22 protein-coding genes and 2 pseudogenes are annotated in these 15589 nt (G+C 66.5%); 8 read left to right on the top strand and 16 right to left on the bottom strand.

Features of this window, described 5'->3' with window-relative positions; genetic code table 11:
* Positions 1 to 565 (top strand): GGDEF domain-containing protein (locus RJ1_RS42685; RefSeq protein ID WP_143169598.1); only part of this gene is annotated, 565 nt, incomplete at its 5' end.
* A gap of 85 nt (positions 566 to 650) precedes the next feature.
* On the opposite strand, the gene RJ1_RS45630 is transcribed toward RJ1_RS42685, so the two are convergent.
* Entirely contained in the window at positions 651 to 1187 is a 537-nt protein-coding gene (locus RJ1_RS45630; RefSeq protein WP_143048864.1) for a hypothetical protein, read from the bottom strand.
* A 116-nt stretch (positions 1188 to 1303) separates the two neighbouring features.
* On the opposite strand from RJ1_RS45630, the gene RJ1_RS45625 reads away from it, so the two are divergent.
* Positions 1304 to 1747 carry an arginine deiminase-related protein gene (locus RJ1_RS45625; protein WP_083400444.1) on the top strand — a complete coding sequence of 148 codons (444 nt, stop codon included), beginning with the start codon at positions 1304 to 1306 and terminating at the stop codon, positions 1745 to 1747.
* 31 nt (positions 1748 to 1778) lie between these two features.
* Here RJ1_RS45625 and RJ1_RS49520 read toward each other — a convergent pair whose 3' ends face one another.
* Complete coding sequence (locus RJ1_RS49520; protein WP_465270210.1) at positions 1779 to 2036, bottom strand: hypothetical protein; 258 nt, start codon at positions 2034 to 2036, stop codon at positions 1779 to 1781.
* Positions 2037 to 2151: 115 nt separating this feature from the next.
* Between RJ1_RS49520 and RJ1_RS47100 the strand changes: the two genes are divergently transcribed.
* Positions 2152 to 2391: a hypothetical protein gene (locus RJ1_RS47100; RefSeq protein WP_162850320.1), complete on the top strand. Its 240-nt coding sequence runs from the start codon at positions 2152 to 2154 to the stop codon at positions 2389 to 2391.
* Positions 2392 to 2497: 106 nt separating this feature from the next.
* Here RJ1_RS47100 and RJ1_RS48545 read toward each other — a convergent pair whose 3' ends face one another.
* Positions 2498 to 2674, bottom strand: a complete 177-nt coding sequence (locus tag RJ1_RS48545) for a DUF6308 family protein (RefSeq protein ID WP_240319707.1) — start codon at positions 2672 to 2674, stop codon at positions 2498 to 2500.
* A gap of 51 nt (positions 2675 to 2725) precedes the next feature.
* Complete coding sequence (gene thrS, locus RJ1_RS42660) at positions 2726 to 3958, bottom strand: threonine--tRNA ligase (RefSeq protein WP_073370285.1); 1233 nt, start codon at positions 3956 to 3958, stop codon at positions 2726 to 2728.
* Between the two features lie 111 nt (positions 3959 to 4069).
* Between thrS and RJ1_RS48540 the strand changes: the two genes are divergently transcribed.
* Complete coding sequence (locus RJ1_RS48540; protein ID WP_255284963.1) at positions 4070 to 4198, top strand: hypothetical protein; 129 nt, start codon at positions 4070 to 4072, stop codon at positions 4196 to 4198.
* A 259-nt stretch (positions 4199 to 4457) separates the two neighbouring features.
* Positions 4458 to 4553: pseudogene (locus RJ1_RS48535) on the top strand (DUF4193 family protein); the annotation flags it as partial.
* 273 nt (positions 4554 to 4826) lie between these two features.
* Here RJ1_RS48535 and RJ1_RS42650 read toward each other — a convergent pair.
* Both RJ1_RS42650 and RJ1_RS42645 read right to left on the bottom strand, forming a co-directional pair.
* Entirely contained in the window at positions 4827 to 5465 is a 639-nt protein-coding gene (locus RJ1_RS42650; protein ID WP_073370284.1) for an RES family NAD+ phosphorylase, read from the bottom strand.
* Positions 5466 to 5472: 7 nt separating this feature from the next.
* Positions 5473 to 6069, bottom strand: a complete 597-nt coding sequence (locus tag RJ1_RS42645) for a hypothetical protein (protein ID WP_073370296.1) — start codon at positions 6067 to 6069, stop codon at positions 5473 to 5475.
* 110 nt (positions 6070 to 6179) lie between these two features.
* Between RJ1_RS42645 and RJ1_RS48530 the strand changes: the two genes are divergently transcribed.
* The gene (locus tag RJ1_RS48530) at positions 6180 to 6305 is read left to right on the top strand and encodes a hypothetical protein (protein ID WP_255284962.1); all 126 of its coding nucleotides are present in this window, start codon (positions 6180 to 6182) and stop codon (positions 6303 to 6305) included.
* A gap of 568 nt (positions 6306 to 6873) precedes the next feature.
* Here RJ1_RS48530 and RJ1_RS42640 read toward each other — a convergent pair.
* Positions 6874 to 7332, bottom strand: a complete 459-nt coding sequence (locus tag RJ1_RS42640) for a hypothetical protein (RefSeq protein ID WP_073370283.1) — start codon at positions 7330 to 7332, stop codon at positions 6874 to 6876.
* A 439-nt stretch (positions 7333 to 7771) separates the two neighbouring features.
* Here RJ1_RS42640 and RJ1_RS42635 point away from each other — a divergent pair, with 439 nt between their 5' ends.
* Positions 7772 to 8140 carry a histone-like nucleoid-structuring protein Lsr2 gene (locus tag RJ1_RS42635; protein ID WP_073370282.1) on the top strand — a complete coding sequence of 123 codons (369 nt, stop codon included), beginning with the start codon at positions 7772 to 7774 and terminating at the stop codon, positions 8138 to 8140.
* 605 nt (positions 8141 to 8745) lie between these two features.
* Here RJ1_RS42635 and RJ1_RS42630 read toward each other — a convergent pair.
* The 5 genes from RJ1_RS42630 to RJ1_RS47095 form a co-directional block, all read right to left on the bottom strand.
* A complete protein-coding gene (locus tag RJ1_RS42630) occupies positions 8746 to 9489 on the bottom strand; it encodes a Clp protease N-terminal domain-containing protein (RefSeq protein ID WP_073370280.1) in 744 nt (247 codons plus the stop codon).
* Positions 9490 to 10078: 589 nt separating this feature from the next.
* On the bottom strand, positions 10079 to 10363 hold the full coding sequence (locus RJ1_RS42625; protein ID WP_073370293.1) for a response regulator transcription factor: 285 nt from the start codon (positions 10361 to 10363) through the stop codon (positions 10079 to 10081).
* A gap of 843 nt (positions 10364 to 11206) precedes the next feature.
* A complete protein-coding gene (locus RJ1_RS42620) occupies positions 11207 to 11479 on the bottom strand; it encodes an Lsr2 family DNA-binding protein (protein WP_073370277.1) in 273 nt (90 codons plus the stop codon).
* A gap of 93 nt (positions 11480 to 11572) precedes the next feature.
* Positions 11573 to 11785: a hypothetical protein gene (locus tag RJ1_RS46495; protein WP_143048865.1), complete on the bottom strand. Its 213-nt coding sequence runs from the start codon at positions 11783 to 11785 to the stop codon at positions 11573 to 11575.
* Positions 11786 to 12159: 374 nt separating this feature from the next.
* On the bottom strand, positions 12160 to 12318 hold the full coding sequence (locus tag RJ1_RS47095; protein WP_162850321.1) for a hypothetical protein: 159 nt from the start codon (positions 12316 to 12318) through the stop codon (positions 12160 to 12162).
* A gap of 404 nt (positions 12319 to 12722) precedes the next feature.
* Between RJ1_RS47095 and RJ1_RS42615 the strand changes: the two genes are divergently transcribed.
* Entirely contained in the window at positions 12723 to 13172 is a 450-nt protein-coding gene (locus RJ1_RS42615) for a hypothetical protein (protein WP_073370274.1), read from the top strand.
* A gap of 68 nt (positions 13173 to 13240) precedes the next feature.
* Here RJ1_RS42615 and RJ1_RS42610 read toward each other — a convergent pair whose 3' ends face one another.
* The 4 genes and pseudogenes from RJ1_RS42610 to RJ1_RS42595 form a co-directional block, all read right to left on the bottom strand.
* Positions 13241 to 13657, bottom strand: coding sequence for a hypothetical protein (locus RJ1_RS42610; protein WP_240319708.1), 417 nt, complete (start codon positions 13655 to 13657; stop codon positions 13241 to 13243).
* 425 nt (positions 13658 to 14082) lie between these two features.
* Positions 14083 to 14661 carry a cation:proton antiporter gene (locus tag RJ1_RS47365; RefSeq protein WP_205415351.1) on the bottom strand — a complete coding sequence of 193 codons (579 nt, stop codon included), beginning with the start codon at positions 14659 to 14661 and terminating at the stop codon, positions 14083 to 14085.
* Positions 14658 to 15203, bottom strand: coding sequence for a cation:proton antiporter domain-containing protein (locus tag RJ1_RS47360; RefSeq protein WP_205415352.1), 546 nt, complete (start codon positions 15201 to 15203; stop codon positions 14658 to 14660). Before RJ1_RS47360 ends, RJ1_RS47365 begins: the two co-directional genes overlap by 4 nt.
* A 180-nt stretch (positions 15204 to 15383) precedes the next feature.
* Positions 15384 to 15589: pseudogene (locus tag RJ1_RS42595) on the bottom strand (hypothetical protein); the annotation flags it as partial.

The raw sequence follows: 15589 nt of genomic DNA, 5'->3' as shown, positions 1-15589 counted from the left end.
GGTGATGTTCCTGCGCTCGGTGACCGCCGTACTGGCCGCGGCGATCCGGCGTATCGAGGCAGAGGACGCGCTGCGGCATCTGAGCCTGCACGATTCATTGACCGGGCTACCGAACCGTGCCCTGGCGCATCAGCAGATCGACGCCGCCCTGGACGCGGCACGCGGAAGCGGGCGCACGGTTGCGGCACTACTGATCGACCTCGACGAGTTCAAAACCCTCAACGACCGACTCGGCCACGCCGTCGGAGACGACGCCCTCATCCGGCTGGCCGAACAACTGCAATCGGTCGTGCACCCCACCGACACCGTGGCCCGGATCGGCGGCGACGAATTTCTCATCGTCTGCCCCGATACCACCTCGGTCGAGGAGGCCATCGCCCTCGCCACCCGCATCACCGAACTACACATCGGAGCCGATTCCGCCGGGCGCGAACTTCGGTTCACCGCCAGCGTCGGTATCGCACTCGCCCGATCGGACGAGACCCGGGACACACTCATCCAACGCGCGGACGCCGCCATGTATGAAGCCAAAACCACCGGAAGCGGACACGCCCTCGCCCCCTGAGACGAACTCGCACCTATCTGGGCGGCTGTGATTGCGGCGTCGACGCTTCCCGGCCGTCGACGCTTCCCGGCAGCGCTCCGTCCGATCATTCTTCTATTGCTCGCTCTGCGATGTCGTGTGGGCGCCGACTGGATTGGTGGTGTCGTCGCAGCGTGAGCTGGAAGTAGGTCCCGGACGCGAGGAGAAAGCGACCATGAAACCGATCAGCGTGCCCAACGAGTGGGGCAAACTCCGAGAGGTGATCGTCGGTGTTCTCCCGGACGACGCCCTCGTTCCCGCGCCGACACACTTCTGCTATGAGTACATGGTGCCCGCCACGTTGGAACTGCTCCGCAAGTATCAGGGGCAGCTGCTCAGGGACGTCGACCCCGAAGCATTCGACGGCACCACCCGACAACTCGAGGGCCTGGTACAGGCATACCAAGACGCCGGCGTGCAGGTTCACCGCGGTCGCCCGTGGACCACTCCAGAGCAGCAGTACCTCGCCTATCTGGCGCTCGGAGGCTTTCCGGTCTTCGTGCGGGATCCGATCCTGATGGTCGGCAACCACGCCATCGAGCTGGCTGTCAAGACCCCGTTTCGTCGCCGAGAGGTCTTCAGCGTCCGCGAGCTGCTGCAGCACCGAGTGGCCGAAGATCCCCAGGCGCACTATGTTTCGATGCCCGTGCCGCTGCCTGTGCAGCCGACGCGCCACTCCGACGGCCCCGGCCCTTCCTGGAGGAAGGCGACATCTTCGTCATGGGCCACGATGTTCTGGTCGGCAACTCCGGACTGGCGTCGGACCGGGCCGGGATCGACTGGCTACAGCGCTACCTCGGTCCCGAGGGCTACCGCATCCACGAGGTCCCACTCACCAGCAAATGGCTGCACCTCGACTGCATCTTCGCCGTCGTCCGCCGGGGCCTGTGCATCTGCAACACCAGCGGCCTCAAACACGGGCTCCCGTCGATCCTGAACGATTGGGAGGTCATTGCGGCGACCCCGGAGGAAGCACACGCGCTCGGCTGCAACACAATGTGCCTCGAGGAGAACGTCGTGCTCATGGCGCAAGAACACATCCGGCTGATCGCAGAGCTCGAGAAGCGGCAGGCCACCGTCGTTACCGGCTTCCGCACGGACATCGCATCCCAATGGGGCGGCGGCATTCGGTGCGCGAGCCACCCCCTCCTCCGCGATGAGTGAGGCCGCCGATCCCGCCGGGCACATCCACCGATCACCGGCGAAAACGAAGAAGGTCTTTGAGGGCAGCCTGCGTCAGACGGCCCTGCTCGGGCACGAAGAGATCGGCACCGACCACCTCCGCCTGGCCCTGCTCGACGACCCCGCCTCCACCGTCGCCCGGATCCTCACCGACCTTGCATCCCTCAACATCAGCGAGATGCGCGAGCACCACCAGCCGCGAACTGGCCCAGCAACCCATTCCAGGCCCCGCCCACTGCATCCCCATTCGGCGCAGCGACGACGAATACACCCGCCCCACCGGCGGCCAGAACCTCGAAACCTCCGGTCCACGACCGCATCACCGACGCACTCGAACAACCCGAATAGCAGGTTCAGTCGGGGGTGAAGAACAACTCCACCCGATCATGAACCACGCCACCAACGCCGCCATCGGCACGAACGCACACACCAACGACAACGCGAACTACCGAGCGGCGCGCCACGGAACGGTCATCAACCCGCACACCACCACCGGGCCCGCCCAACTCACCCAATACCCGACCGGCGGCGGATCCGACCTGAACGAAGTGAACGACCCATGCGGATACACCCGCGGCTGCGGAACATCCCCCAAGTGCTGCCACAAGATCACCGCCGGCAGGTAGCCGAACAACCCCAGCAGCAGACCCTCACACACCCCCAGCGAATCCGCCACCCCCTCCCCAACCCCGCCGGGCTCACCTCGTCCACACCACCCATCATCGGACGCACCTATGAGGGGTCACCCCGGGACGTGTCACCTACCCAGGTCAGAGCGCTCACCCAGGCCGCGTCCTTGCCGTCCATCCACGCAATCACATCGAAGACACGGACCGTGGAGATCTTCTCGGGGAGGCCCGCCTCCTCCCGGATCGTTCGAGACCTTCCCGTCGCCTCGCTTCCCTGCACTGGGCGGGACCCCTCGATGAAGCACGACGCTCACCGCGCAGATCGCCGCGGTCACGGAAGAGACCCTGAGGCGGTCGGGCAGAGCACGCGTCGCCGAACATCGGACACCACGTGGTCGACGAAGTCCTTCGCCTTCACGACAGCGCGGCGCCCGGACGCCGGTACCAGCACGTCGGCGGACTCGTCGGCGACCTCGTCGGCGCCGATCACCGCCACGTACGGGTCCCGGCGGTGCCGGCAGCCGCGGATACGGCGGCCCAACGACCCACCCTCCAGGACGTTCACCCGGATCCCGTCGGCCTCCAGCGCAGCGCGCAACAACCGGGCGGCGGCGCCGTGCTCGGCGCCCACAGGCAGGATCGAAACCTGATTCGGTGCGAGCCACGGCGGCATCCGCCCCTCGAACCGCTCAACGAGGAGGGCGGTGAGTCGTTCCATCGACCCGAGCAGTCCGCGATGAATCATGACCGGACGCTGCCGGCTCCCATCCTCGGCGGTGTATTCGAGCTCGAACCGCTCCGGCTGGTTGAAGTCGAGTTGCACGGTCGACAGAGTCTCCTCTCGGCCCCTCGCATCGGGCACCTGGACGTCGATCTTCGGACCATAGAACGCCGCCTCACCGGGCGCCTCGAGAAACGGCACGTTCAGCTCGGTCAGGGCCTGCCGCAACTGATCCTGCGCCGACGCCCACTGCTGCCCGGACCCGAGGAACCCGCCCGCCTCCCCGCGCAGCGACAGCCGGTAGTGGTGGCCGGTGATCCCGAGGGTGCGGTAACACCGTTCGATCGCCTCGACGGCGAGCCCCACCTCCGAACGCACCTGCGCCGGGGTGCAGAACACGTGTGCATCGTCGAGGCTGATCTGCCGCACCCGACTCAGACCGCCGAGCACCCCGGACAACTCGCTGCGGAACATCGACCCCAACTCCCGCAACCGGAACGGCAACTCGCGATAACTGCGCCCACGCGCGGCATAAACCTGGGCGTGGTGCGGGCAGTTCGCCGGCCGCAGCAGCAACGATTCCCCACCGACCTTCATCTCCGGGAACATCTCCGCGGAGAACTTCGACCAGTGCCCCGACCGCTCGAACAGCTCCTTCTTGCCGAGCACCGGGGTGTACACGCCCCGGCAACCCGACCGCCTCGCCTCCTCCGCGGCGTATGCCTCGAGTTCCGCACGGATGACGGCGCCGTCCGGTAACCACAGCGGTAGTCCCGCCCCGACAACGGGACTGGTCGCGAACAGTTCCAGCTCACGCCCCAGGTCGCGGTGATCGATACTCATAATGCCTGTCTCCATTCGTGATTCGTGAAGGGAGCCGCGCGCCAGGACACGAAAAAGCCCCGGGACGAAAACTCCCGGGGCTCAAGTGATGCGGTCAGCAGATGCTAAACGATGCGCCGGAAGGGGTCCGGCGTCGTCGTGTACTGCGCATTGCTGATCATGGGAAGAACATACAACCCGGACGGCCGGATCACAACCACGCCGCTGCTCGACCAGGAGTCGAAGTGCGCACCGATGTAGGCGTCGCGCAGGTACGGGTGGTCGTATTACTTCGTCAGCGCCGCGATTGCCGCAGCATCCGAGTCCGTCGTGAGGTGGTGGGCAGCCGGAATGTCATACCCCGCACCCTCTCACCCTTCAGGCGCCGGCGACCGGAACCAGGCCGGGGCGGGGCGGTCGCTACGCGCCGGGTCCGGAATCAGTGTCGCCCGCCGCGCGGCCTCCGGGTCTGCCGCTCGTTCGGCAACTGACACCTCAGACGGACGCGCGCGATGCCCGGCGCCGGCCTGACGAATTCATCTGCACGAGTTGCTTCCTCGCTCATCACCGCAGCCGCCTCGCCGACGCTCAGCAGCAGGTCTGCCGGGACTTCGCCGAGAACATTGATGCATCCGCGTTTCTCAAAAATTCCGGACCACTCAAGGCACGGTGCTTCCCCGCAATCCTGAGGTCACATACCCGCCCGCCGTAGTGTCACCGCACCGCACAGACCCGAACACCGATCCGACGGCTCGGCGGCGCCCAAGATGGCCGCTTTCCAGTCCTTCAACACGGTCGCGTCGGCCCACACCACGTCCCGGTCCGCCCCGAATCAGCTCCAGTGCTCCCACGTCACCGGCGTCGGCCGCTGCTGCCCACCCGGGCTCGATTAGGGTCCGAGCGCCGCGTTGTGCGCGGTGAGAATCGCACCCAACAGGTAGTGCCCGTCGGCGGAGTCGAGCGCGATCACGCCTCCGACGGCGGTGACGGCGGGATGGGAATGCGCGGCCGGGTCATCGGCCAGCATCCAAGCGAGAGTGTTCTCGTCGTGCCGCGGCCGGTACTGCACACCATCGACATCGGGGTTCGCGACGAGGATCGCGGCAACCCACCGGCGGGTCTGCAGATACCCGGACGGGTCGCACTTGGACAACCAGGCGCCGGCGTTGATCCGGGACGCCCCGGCCCCGGTCAGATCCACGACCCGGACCGTGCGGGTGGTCCGCAGTTCACTCAGCACCCGGCCGGCCATCTTCGCCCGCGGGATCAGCCGCGGGGACTGGTCGACCGGCAGGTTGCGGCACAGTGTCTCGGCCACCGCCGCGCCCGGACTGTCACCGATGTATAGGTACGCGTAGGAGCCGTCGAGACTGTCGAACCGGCCCCCGACCCGCACTCGAGGGCGGGTGGTGGGGTTCAACTCCGCGGCGCCGCGGGTGGCGCCGTGGATGCGCCACAGCGAGGTATCGGTGGGAATCGTGGTGATCAGGGCAGGCGGCAGCGGGGTGGGTGGATCCGGGTAGGTCACTGTGGATTCAGTCCTGCGTCAGGTCGTCGGCCATGTCCCGCAGATCCTGCTCGTGCCCGCCGTCGACGGCGAGTGCAGCCGGAGGTCGCGGGTCGTCGGCGAAGTCGGTCGGGCTCAGCCACCAGGACGCGACACCCCACGGGTCTTCCTTCGCGCCGAGGGCCCGGTTGATCTCGGCGACGATCGGGCGGACCTGCCGGCGTTCGGCGTCGAACTGAAAGGCGGGGTAGAGCTTGTGCCCCGATACCGGCAGCGCGATCACCGTGCCGGCCGCGGACAGGCGGCTGGCGGTGTTCCGGCTGGTGGCCGCCTTGCCCAGGACACGGCTGACGGCGGTGGAGTCGAGCATCTCGTGCTTCTCGACGATCGAGTTCAGCACGGACGCGACGATCCGGGTGCGGGCCACCGCCGCGGCGGCCGGGTTGGCGACCGCACGCTCCTGCTGCCGCGCCAGCGCGGGGCTCATCGACAGCAGCGCCGTCACATCGTCACGGACGGGACGCAGAGCCGGCCGACGGGAGAACTCCTCGACCAGCAACTCGACGAGGTCCGGGTCCGACAAGGCATGGATCGAGTCACGTGCCCGATCTCGGTCGACGAGCATGTCCACCACCTCCGATTGTGCCGATAGTGTACCGCGTACCATGCGTGTCAGGATAGAGAAGAGTAAAAGGGAACCCGACACGGATCCCCTCTCGTCGCATCGAGAAACGTTTGGTCCGGGAAAGCGCCGCGTACTGGGTCCACACCACGGCCGACCAGGACGCGGTGCCGCGCGAGTTGAAAGGCCGCAATCGCGGCACCTGCAAGCACGGCGACGAGAAGAATCTGCAGCGGTGAGGTCAGCCCCACCGTCCCACACAGCCGGCCGCGGCCGCCGCGAGCACCCCCCAACGGTCATGGACTTGCAGGACGGAACCGTTGTCCACCCGGCACCTCCGTGAAACTCGGTGTGAACCACCGAACCGAGAACCAACCCGACATCGGCCCGGTGCCGGACCGCCGAGTGTCGGTGCCGAGTGAGGAACTTCCGCGGTCGACGGGACCGAGATGGTCGTGGACCAGGCCCCACCGGCGTCAAGCCGGCCGAGCGGGTTCGGACCGAGATCGATTGGAGCGATATGGTTTCCGTTGAGTGGTATTCGAATCGACCCGCGGATCCACGCACGAACATTTGTGCCTGCTGTGGCTTCAGGTCGCATCCGCTCTGGCAGGCACGTCCAAGTCGATGATCCGCTCATGCAGACGCTGGCCGTGCCCGGGTGGGGATCGGTTCGCCGTCGATCCGGCGGAAGTACCGGCGGTCATTGATCGTGGCGTGCGGGGCGTCGATCGTCAGCGGGCCGCCCGGGGTGGACAGTGAGGCGAGGAAGGCACCGCGATCCTCTAATTCATGGGTCGGCACAGGTCATTCGGCCAGGGCGTCGAGGATCAGGTCGTAGTCCTCATCGGTGAGGAACCCGTGGGTGAGCGCGCGTCCGACCTGGTGGTTGAAGGCGCCCTCGGTGTGGGGGCGGACGTCGTCGACGTCCGGGTAGGCGCTCGACGCTAGGGGCTTGTCGTACTCCCAGCCAATCAGCTCGGCGCGCATCGTCGCCGGATCGATCTCGCCGGCCGCGCACCGTGCGGTGACCTCGTAGGCGGTGGCGCCGTGGGTGCCCGGCCGGATGTCCGGTCGGGCGCGCTGGAGCATCTGGCTGATCGCGGGCTGGCTGACACCGTTGACTTCCGCCAACCGTGTCTGGGTGACCCCGCCCTCGTACAGTTGCCGCAGGTTACGGAGGAAACCGATATGCGCGACCACCTCACGCGCCCGGTTCTCCGCCATGCTGGTAAACAACCGGTCCCGGTCCATCATGATCTTCATCACCCGCACGTCCTCTATAAGCAATCTTATACCCGCAGGTATAGGGGTAAAGGCCGCCACAACGACAAACCGGAGCCGCGAAGTCCTGCGCGTAGTCGCCCCCTCCCACCGCTCACTGTGGGCTTCATCGCGTCGCTTCGAGCCCATTTCGCTCGGGACGCGGCAGTCCGGAAACACACGAATGCGAATCACCCTGCCTATTTAGGAAAACATTTTCGCTGCCCGCGACTGACCTGCAGACATTGAGTGTTGCCACCACAGGTGCATCCCAATAGCCCAGCCATCTATTCGAGCGCTGACCCGTCCGGTCGATGAGGACCTTTCCACGAGAGTTTCTGTCCGATTAGCCATGAATGCAATGTTGGGCGCGCGACCTGGCTGAGGTGAGGATTGTGCGCAATGCACGTAAGGTGGATTCGTAAATGACGAAGGAGTTGGGATGGCGCGCCAAACAGTTATCGAACACGTCGACGATATCGACGGAACTCCCATCGTGGAGGGAAAGGGCGAGACGATCGTCTTCTCCGTAAATGGAATCGAGTACGAGATCGACTTGTCGGCGAAGAACGCGAAGGATTTCCACAAAAAACTCGATCACTACATCGATCACGCCACGAAGGTAGGTGGCCGCAAGAGTCGATCCTCGGGCACACTCACGTCAGGTGCTGAGGTCAAACGGAAGCCTGTGCGGCAGAACCGTGACGATGTCAGAGCAGTGCGGGAATGGGCTCAAGAGCAGGGCTACGACATCGGTGTCCGTGGGCGCATTCCTACCGAGATCTCGGAGGCGTACAAGGCTGCTCACTGACGATCCCAGGAAAGCGCCGAACTATTTAGGTTCCACAGTCGAGTGGGTGGAATTGGCGACAGAGGGCCGAGCGAGATTCGCAGATGGCTTGTCGGCGAGAGTTCTGCGCTACATTCTGCTCCACGACCTGCCATACATCGCGAATGCCCTGTCGTGGAACAACCGCGACCTATCCCCGCCCGTCCGGGGATCGATTAGCCCTTCCCGTCGACCTCGAACCGCCGAGATCAAATCGCATCGCGGGAGCTACCTCTATTCATCGAGACCAGGCACCAGGCAATGGATCTGATCCGCAATTCGTGATCGAACGCTCCCCCGCCGACCGCAACCGCCTTGTCATAACACACCCAACAACGGCAACGCGGCATGACGCGGTGGATACACCAGTCCGGGATCCGGCAGCCGCTCAAATTCCGCCGACCGTGATGGGGTCGGCGGCGGGCACGCGCGGCTGGTCGCTCGGCCCGATCGTCACAACCGTGAAGCCGACCGGCCGTTCCCACCGAGGCTGCGGTTCCGAGGACGTCCTCTGGACGGGACCGCCCGCGCGGAGCCGGAGCCTGGCACCCGGTCCAACCGGGTATTCCAGCGCAACCTACTCGGGCTCACTCCTTTTCGCGTGCGGCGACGATGGCGGCGAGATTGGCTGCGATGTTCTCCTCGGCGGCAGCTTTGTCGACCCCCGATCCGGTGAGCACACCGACCCCGTCCTCGACCTCGAGCAGTGCCAGCAGAATATGCTCGGTTCCGATGTAGTTGTGCCCCAGACGAAGCGCCTCACGGAAGGTCAGTTCGAGAACCTTGCGCGACTGCGTGTCGAAGGGAACGAGTTCAGGCACCTCCTCGACGGCGGGGGGTAGCGTCGCGGTCGCGGCGTGCCGGACCGAATCCAGCTTTACGCCCTGCGCGGCGATCGCCCGGGCGCCGAGCCCGTCGGGATCGGCCAGGAGTCCGAGAACGAGGTGCTGGGGCAGGATCTCGGCGTTACCTGCTGCCTTGGCCTCGTTCTGAGCACCCACCACCACCTGTCGTGCGCGTGGAGTGAACCGGCTGAATCCCTGCTTCGAATCGAGGTCGGATGCCTGCCCGGGATCCTTGGGGACGAACCGCTTCTGTGCGGCCTGCTTGGTGACGCCCATACTCTTGCCGATTTCGGTCCACGATGCCCCCGAACGTCGGGCCTGGTCGACGAAGTGTCCAATAAGATGGTCGGCCAGTTCGCCGAGGTGCTCCGCAGCGAGGACCGCGTCGGTGAGCTGCTCGAGCGGCGCTTCGGCGTGCACCTTCTTGATCGCGTCGATCAGGTCGTCGAGTCGGATGGGCGGGGTCGGCGGGCTTGAATTCTCCATGCGTCAACTTTAAGTTGACCAATCCGGAACGTCAACCTCAGGTTGTCGCCCACGGGCAGCAGGAGCCGACGGTCGGCGTTCCGCGGCGGCCAGTCGACACGCCTCCGACCGCGAGCTCGCCTGCGGCATCCCACAGCTTCGGTGCCGAGCGAGACCGACATGGCAGGTGCAGAGCGCCCGACAAAGGGCAACGCCGTCAGATCGCTCCACGCAGAAGGCGGACCGGCCTGACCGCGCGCCTCAGCCTTGGGGTTCGTACAGGGCCTCGCCGTGGCCACCGACGAGGATCGACCTCAGCCCGAGTCTTGCGTGAATCAACCTTGGGCGCATCTGATTTCGCTGTGATCAACGGCTGAAGCTCACCTTGCTGTAGGTCGACGCCGAATCCGCATCCGGCCGCGCCGCGGCCGCCGTGATCGTCGCCGCAGTGATGACCAGGCGGCGCCGTGATGGTCGGTGCCTCCGATCCCTGGGGTCCGGTACGGCGCGGCCGGCCGGGCGGGTGTGTTCTCGATGCCGCGGTGCGCCATCACAGATCACCACGCTCTGAGTGCCGTTCACCGCCGTACTCACCGCCCGCCCATCCAGGTCACAACTCGGAGATTGTGAGGATTCCGTCCTGGAGCGCCCGGACCAGCAGGGCCGGCTTGGTCGACGCGTCCCGCCCGACCAGGGAATACTTCTCCCGGATCCGGGTGAGATGAGTGTTCACCGTGCCGAGAGCGATGCGGAGTTCGTTCGCGACAGCCTGCTTCGATTCCCCGCGCAACCAATGCCGCAGAACCTCGATCTCACGCGCCGACAACGCGGGGCGGTCGTACGCGGCGACAGCAACGGCGGGGGACTCGAGCGACTCGGGGGGTGCAATGGACATGTCGAACTGATCCTTTTCGAGGACATGCACCAGATACAGGTCCCTGAGGGGACTGCAGCCACAGCACGATAAGCCGTGACGCACGTCAAACAGGCCGCGCGCCACCCCGACAAGTGACGGAGGCTGTGCAATTTTCCCCCGCACCGGCGAATCCAGACAGGGTCGAAAGCCCCTTTTATCGGGTCCCTTTCGTCCCGTCGACCCGGTTACGGCGCGGATCCGGCCGGCGATCGTCGACCTCGCCGGACTTCGGACGTCGGGCCGCCTTGCCCTTCGCCGCGTCGAACGTCGACGTCCACAGGCCCTGTTGTCGCCCGGCGCATCTCCGGGGGTACCCCAATCATCGAGAACCCCGTCGTTCGGGCCGGCATCCGCATTATCCTCGGGCTCAACGCTCGGGCTCAACGCAGACGGCCGTTGCCCGGCCGGCCCCTACCTGGACTGGATCACCGCGTGCCAACCCCCGGCCGCCCAAGCGGTTGCCGAGGCCGACCTCCCCGACACCGTTGACCCGCCGACCTTCACCCGGTTCGACATTGGCATGTTCACCGGAGTCCAGCAGCCCACCCCACCCAGTACCGGGCCGCTCGGGGCCATCTTCGGAAGCTGAGCCTGACCGGGAGGAATCGATCGGTACACACCGCACGTTCCTTTCCACACAGGCCGCGCCGGTGCCACAGCCCGCTCGGCGCATTTTGGATCATCCAACAGCGACGGAACCGGAACCGACGACGTGTCGCCCGCAACGGCGCACACGATGACGATTCGGCCGAGCGCTGTGCCCACATCGACCGCGACGAACCTGCGCCGATGGGTCACACCTAATAGCGGACACCACCCATTTCAGCCGACGGCGGCCGGAATCTGAGCCTGAGTGTCATGGAAGGCTCGCTCGATTTCGACCGAAATCCGGCCACGGGAGGATACTTCGCGCCCCTCCCTGATCGCCCACTCACGAATCTCCGTGGACCTCTTCTTCGTCTGAGCCATCTTCACCGCTGCCTTCTCCGCAGCCGTCTTCGTCGCAGCCGTCGCCTTCGCGGGTGTCGTCTGCGCAGGAGCCTTCTTCACGCCCGTCGTCGGCGCAGCCGTCTTCTTCGCAGGAGCCTTCTTCACGGCCGTCTTCTCGGGCGTACTTCCGTAGACGACAGGTCAGGGTGTGGATGGTCGAGGTCAGCGTCGGCGACGTCTCGGGAGCACCGATGGTTGCTACCCCGCCTGGGCGCGGAGCCCCCGTGGGGGTGGGGCGGCTGGTTCCTCGGGCGCGCGAGGTGGCAGGCCGCGGGTGCGGCGGCGCGGGCTGCCGGACATCACCCGCTGCCACCACAGGTCGAGTGGGCTGGGGTCGGGCCACCGGATCGGGTCGTCGTCCGGGGAGGGGTTGGGGTCGTCGTAATGCGGGTGATCGATCCTGGGGGTCATTGCCCACCACCTTTTGGTTCGATGTGCCCGAAGATGAACACATCGTCGATCTGTCTGGCTCCTACGCTCCGCCTGCCACCGGGGCACCTCGCGTCCGCCCGGGTCGGGTGACAGCGCCGCATTGCCGGCGAAACCGGCATCCTCTCAACTGTGTTCGGCGACAGATCCGCACCCGCGTTCCGTGGAACACCATGCGCCCCGCCGACAAGCAGATCGGCTCCTGCAGTTTCGCACGGGCGGCGGCTCGGTCCCCGGCTTGCCTCACCGTCGACGCTTCGGCGGTCAGAGACGGGTATTGCGGCGGCTTCCCGCGGACTGCAGGACGAGGACGGCACCGCTCGCCGCCGCGAGCATCATCAGCAGCAGGGCGACATTCATGCCGGAGCGTCCATCGTCGGAAGGGCGGGGTCTCGGCGGTGAGGGTCCGGGTCCGGGGTCTGAACGAACATGGCGTCGATCCTGGCCTTGATCTTCTCGGTACTGAGCGTGCCCTCACCGGTGGGGGCACCGGTGAGCCGGGTTCGAGTAATCACACAACCTCGCTTCGTCGAAGAACACCGTGACCACCGACACCCAGAGAGTTGCCGCTGGTCACGGGTAATCGTGCAACCGGGCCACAGCAGTATGTGCCCCGGGTCACATGACGTTCTCTGTTCTTTGTACAGCACACCAGGAGCCCGTCGCCACCTGAGCGGGCGTTCAACCGCGGCGTCATCCGGAGGTGGTGTCGAACCTGGTGGTTGGGATTCGATCGGTCGGGGAAATCGCGGGTGTGGCGTTTTCGCCCGTCCGGATGGGCGTTCACAGAGGACGAGAGCTGATCACCGTGCATGATGCCCGTTTGGGTCGAGGGCCGGGTGCCGAATCCTGGTCGGACTTGCCCCGCAAGGCAACACCAGTGTCGGGACCCGAAAGGGGTGTTCGGCGAGGAGGAATCATGAGTACCGATCCAGGCGGGCATGTGCAGGAAGAACCCCAATCGGAGCGTGGCTCCGAGGGATCGCGTGATGCCGGACCGGACGAGGGCGGCGGTTCCGTCGAGCGTCCCGCCGGGACCTTCGACGACGAGGAGATGCAATCGAGCGGAGCATCCGGCGAAGGAGGCGGGGCTCCGGCGGGTGGCAGCCTTCCGCTCGGGGATGCGGAGCCGGCGATACCGCCCGATGAAGGGCGCACCACCTCGGCCGCGGAGGGCAGACCGGAACGCGACGACAATGTCGATGCCCATCGACGGTTGGCTCCCGACCCGGAGGAGACACCCCGCGGCGCGGTCGCCTCACCGGCCGAGGAGAACCCGGCCGCGGACGCCCCGCAGACCGACAAGAGTGCCGAAGGAGTGGGCCCGGCGCACCAGCCGGGAGTGGGTATGGGCGAAGACAAGCGATAGGCACGAGCAGGAGCGACGACGACCGGTGCCGCCGGGAAAACCCCCTGTTGCGGATTCGGCGAGATTCGTTATCGGCGTGGGTCTTTCATCGCCCGAAGAAAATGGCGGAGGCTAGGGGGCAGATGCGGTGTCCCGCTGTGATCGCGGAGCAGGGATTCGCCACCACCCACACGCATCACCGTGTCGGCCACGTCCGCACCGGAGGCACCGCCGGCGGCCACGTGCAGCAGCGCCGCCCGGTCGGCGTGGCCCAGCCGCTCCCACAGGTCGCTGTAGCGGAGGTTGTGCACCCGACCACGGCGGGTCGGAGCGGCCCAGTAGGTGAAAGTGAATTGCCTGATCAGGTCCGTGCCCGTCGGTGTGGTGGTGCGCAGTTCAAGCCGTGTCCAGTCCCGCACGCCATGTTCGCGCAGTGCCTCGGCCGCCGCATCGAGCGCGGCGCGGCGCGGCCACGAACGCGGCAGGTCGACGATCAACAGGCCCATTCCCATTCTGTCCACGGTAGGAGCGGTGTTCGAGTGTTGCAGCGCGCTCGGTGGAAACGGTTCCCGTGCGGCACCGCTCACCCGCGGCGAGGTGCTGCAGATGGTCGGCGACGCCCTCGTGATCGCGATCGACGATCACCGCAGCGGTGCGCGGGAGGTGGCCGCCGAGTGCGCGGCGGCGCAACGCGCACGCGACTGGACCGGCGATACGCCCTCGCCGACCCACTCCAGGCCGCGCTGGGGATGTCCCTCGCAGTCGACCTCAAGGAACTCGCCTCGGTGCTCCCAGCCGAGCGGGATGACGACTGTACCCAGCTCGATTCGACTCGAGCGCTATGAGGCCGCAGCCAGGACAACGTCCGGGGACGAAAGGGCGTACTGCAGATGTCGGTGCCGCATCCACGCGGGGACCCCCGGTCAGGAGTTTATCGCGGACCCGCTCCTGGCCCCAGTGCGTACTCCTCGTGATCGAGTTCGCGTTCGAGGATTCGCAGGCTCGCATCGGGTAGTCGGCCGGCATCGCGCCAGCGCAGCAATTCTTCGCGCTGGACGTCGATGACCAGATGCCGTGCGCTCAATGCCGACTCCAATGCCGGCGAAATCACGATCGTGCCGTCCCCGGGATCCTGCAGTGCCTCGAGCCGACGGCGGTAGCGCGCGGCGCGTTGGTCCAAGCTCGTTCGCAATGCGCTGGTGACGCCCGGCTCGAGTCCCTCGTCGTGAGTGATCTGGTCCAGTCCCGCCAGCGCCGCGCTCACCGATGCGGCGCGCGCCTCGTCTGCGGCGTCGGCCTGCAAGCCCATCGCACGAACCAGCGGACCGAACGTCATTCCCTGGCCCACCAATGTCACGAGCACGATCACGAAGGCACAGAACTGCAGCAGATCGCGGCCCGGGAACGGCGCCCCGGTCGAGGTGACGAGGGGCAGCGAAAAGATGGCGGCAAGCGTGATAACGCCGCGGGTGCCGGCCCAGCTGAGCACCAACACCTCTTTGCCGCTCAAGCGCCGATTGTCGTCGGCGCCTTCCGCGCCAGGCGCATGTGCAGTCGTCGCGGCACGTATTCGGTGAACGTCAGCCACAGCGGCCGGAGCAGCAGGACGATTCCTACGCTCGCGACGGACGCGACGACGATCGTGCCGGTGGAGTAGGCGTCGAGTCCGGTCAAGATCGTCGGAAGCTGCTCACCGATCAACAGGAACACGAACCCTTCGAGCAAGAAGTCGACCAGCCGCCACACCGCACCGGTCTGCAGGCGGCTGGTGCCCGATACCGCGCGCGGTGTGTCCTGCCCGACGAGCAGACCAGCCACCACCACTGCCAGAACTCCCGAGGCGTGCAACTGCTCCCCCAGCAGGTACGCAGCAAACGGAGTTGCCAACGAAATGGTGTTGAGCATCAATGGTTCCCGTACCACCGAGCGCACCAGCCGTACGGCGAACGCGACGACCGCGCCGACAATGACTCCACCGATCGCCGCCAGCAGGAACAGACCACCGGCATGGCCGAGCGAGAAGCCGCCGCTGGTCGCAGCCGCAACGGCCACGCTGAATACAGTCAGTGCAGTTGCGTCGTTGAGCAGGCCTACGTCCCCACTAGTCACCGAACCGCCATCATCGCCAGCAATGCACGCAATGATGGCAATGCTGGCAGGTCGCGTCCGCGGGTGGCGGTTCGCCGGTCCAACCCTGTGGCCCGCGCCTGGCGCCGGCTCACCCGGGTGGGGTCATGCCAGGGCGAGAACTCGGGAACGTGCCTCCAGGTAGCGGCCGAGAAGATCGAGCATCTCCGCGTCCGGGTGCGCGAGCTCGGGAAGGTCCTTCGCACTGATGATCGTCTGATCGACCGCGGCGACCTGCCGGCGGCACTCACCGAGCGCCTCCGCGGTGACGGTGCCGGCGTCGAGCCGGTCCGTGAGGGGGCCTTGACCCT

Source organism: Rhodococcus jostii NBRC 16295, from assembly GCF_001894825.1.
Lineage (GTDB): Bacteria > Actinomycetota > Actinomycetes > Mycobacteriales > Mycobacteriaceae > Rhodococcus_F > Rhodococcus_F jostii.
The sequence above is the reverse complement of the archived record's forward strand: the minus strand, read 5'-3'. Positions and strand labels throughout refer to the sequence as shown.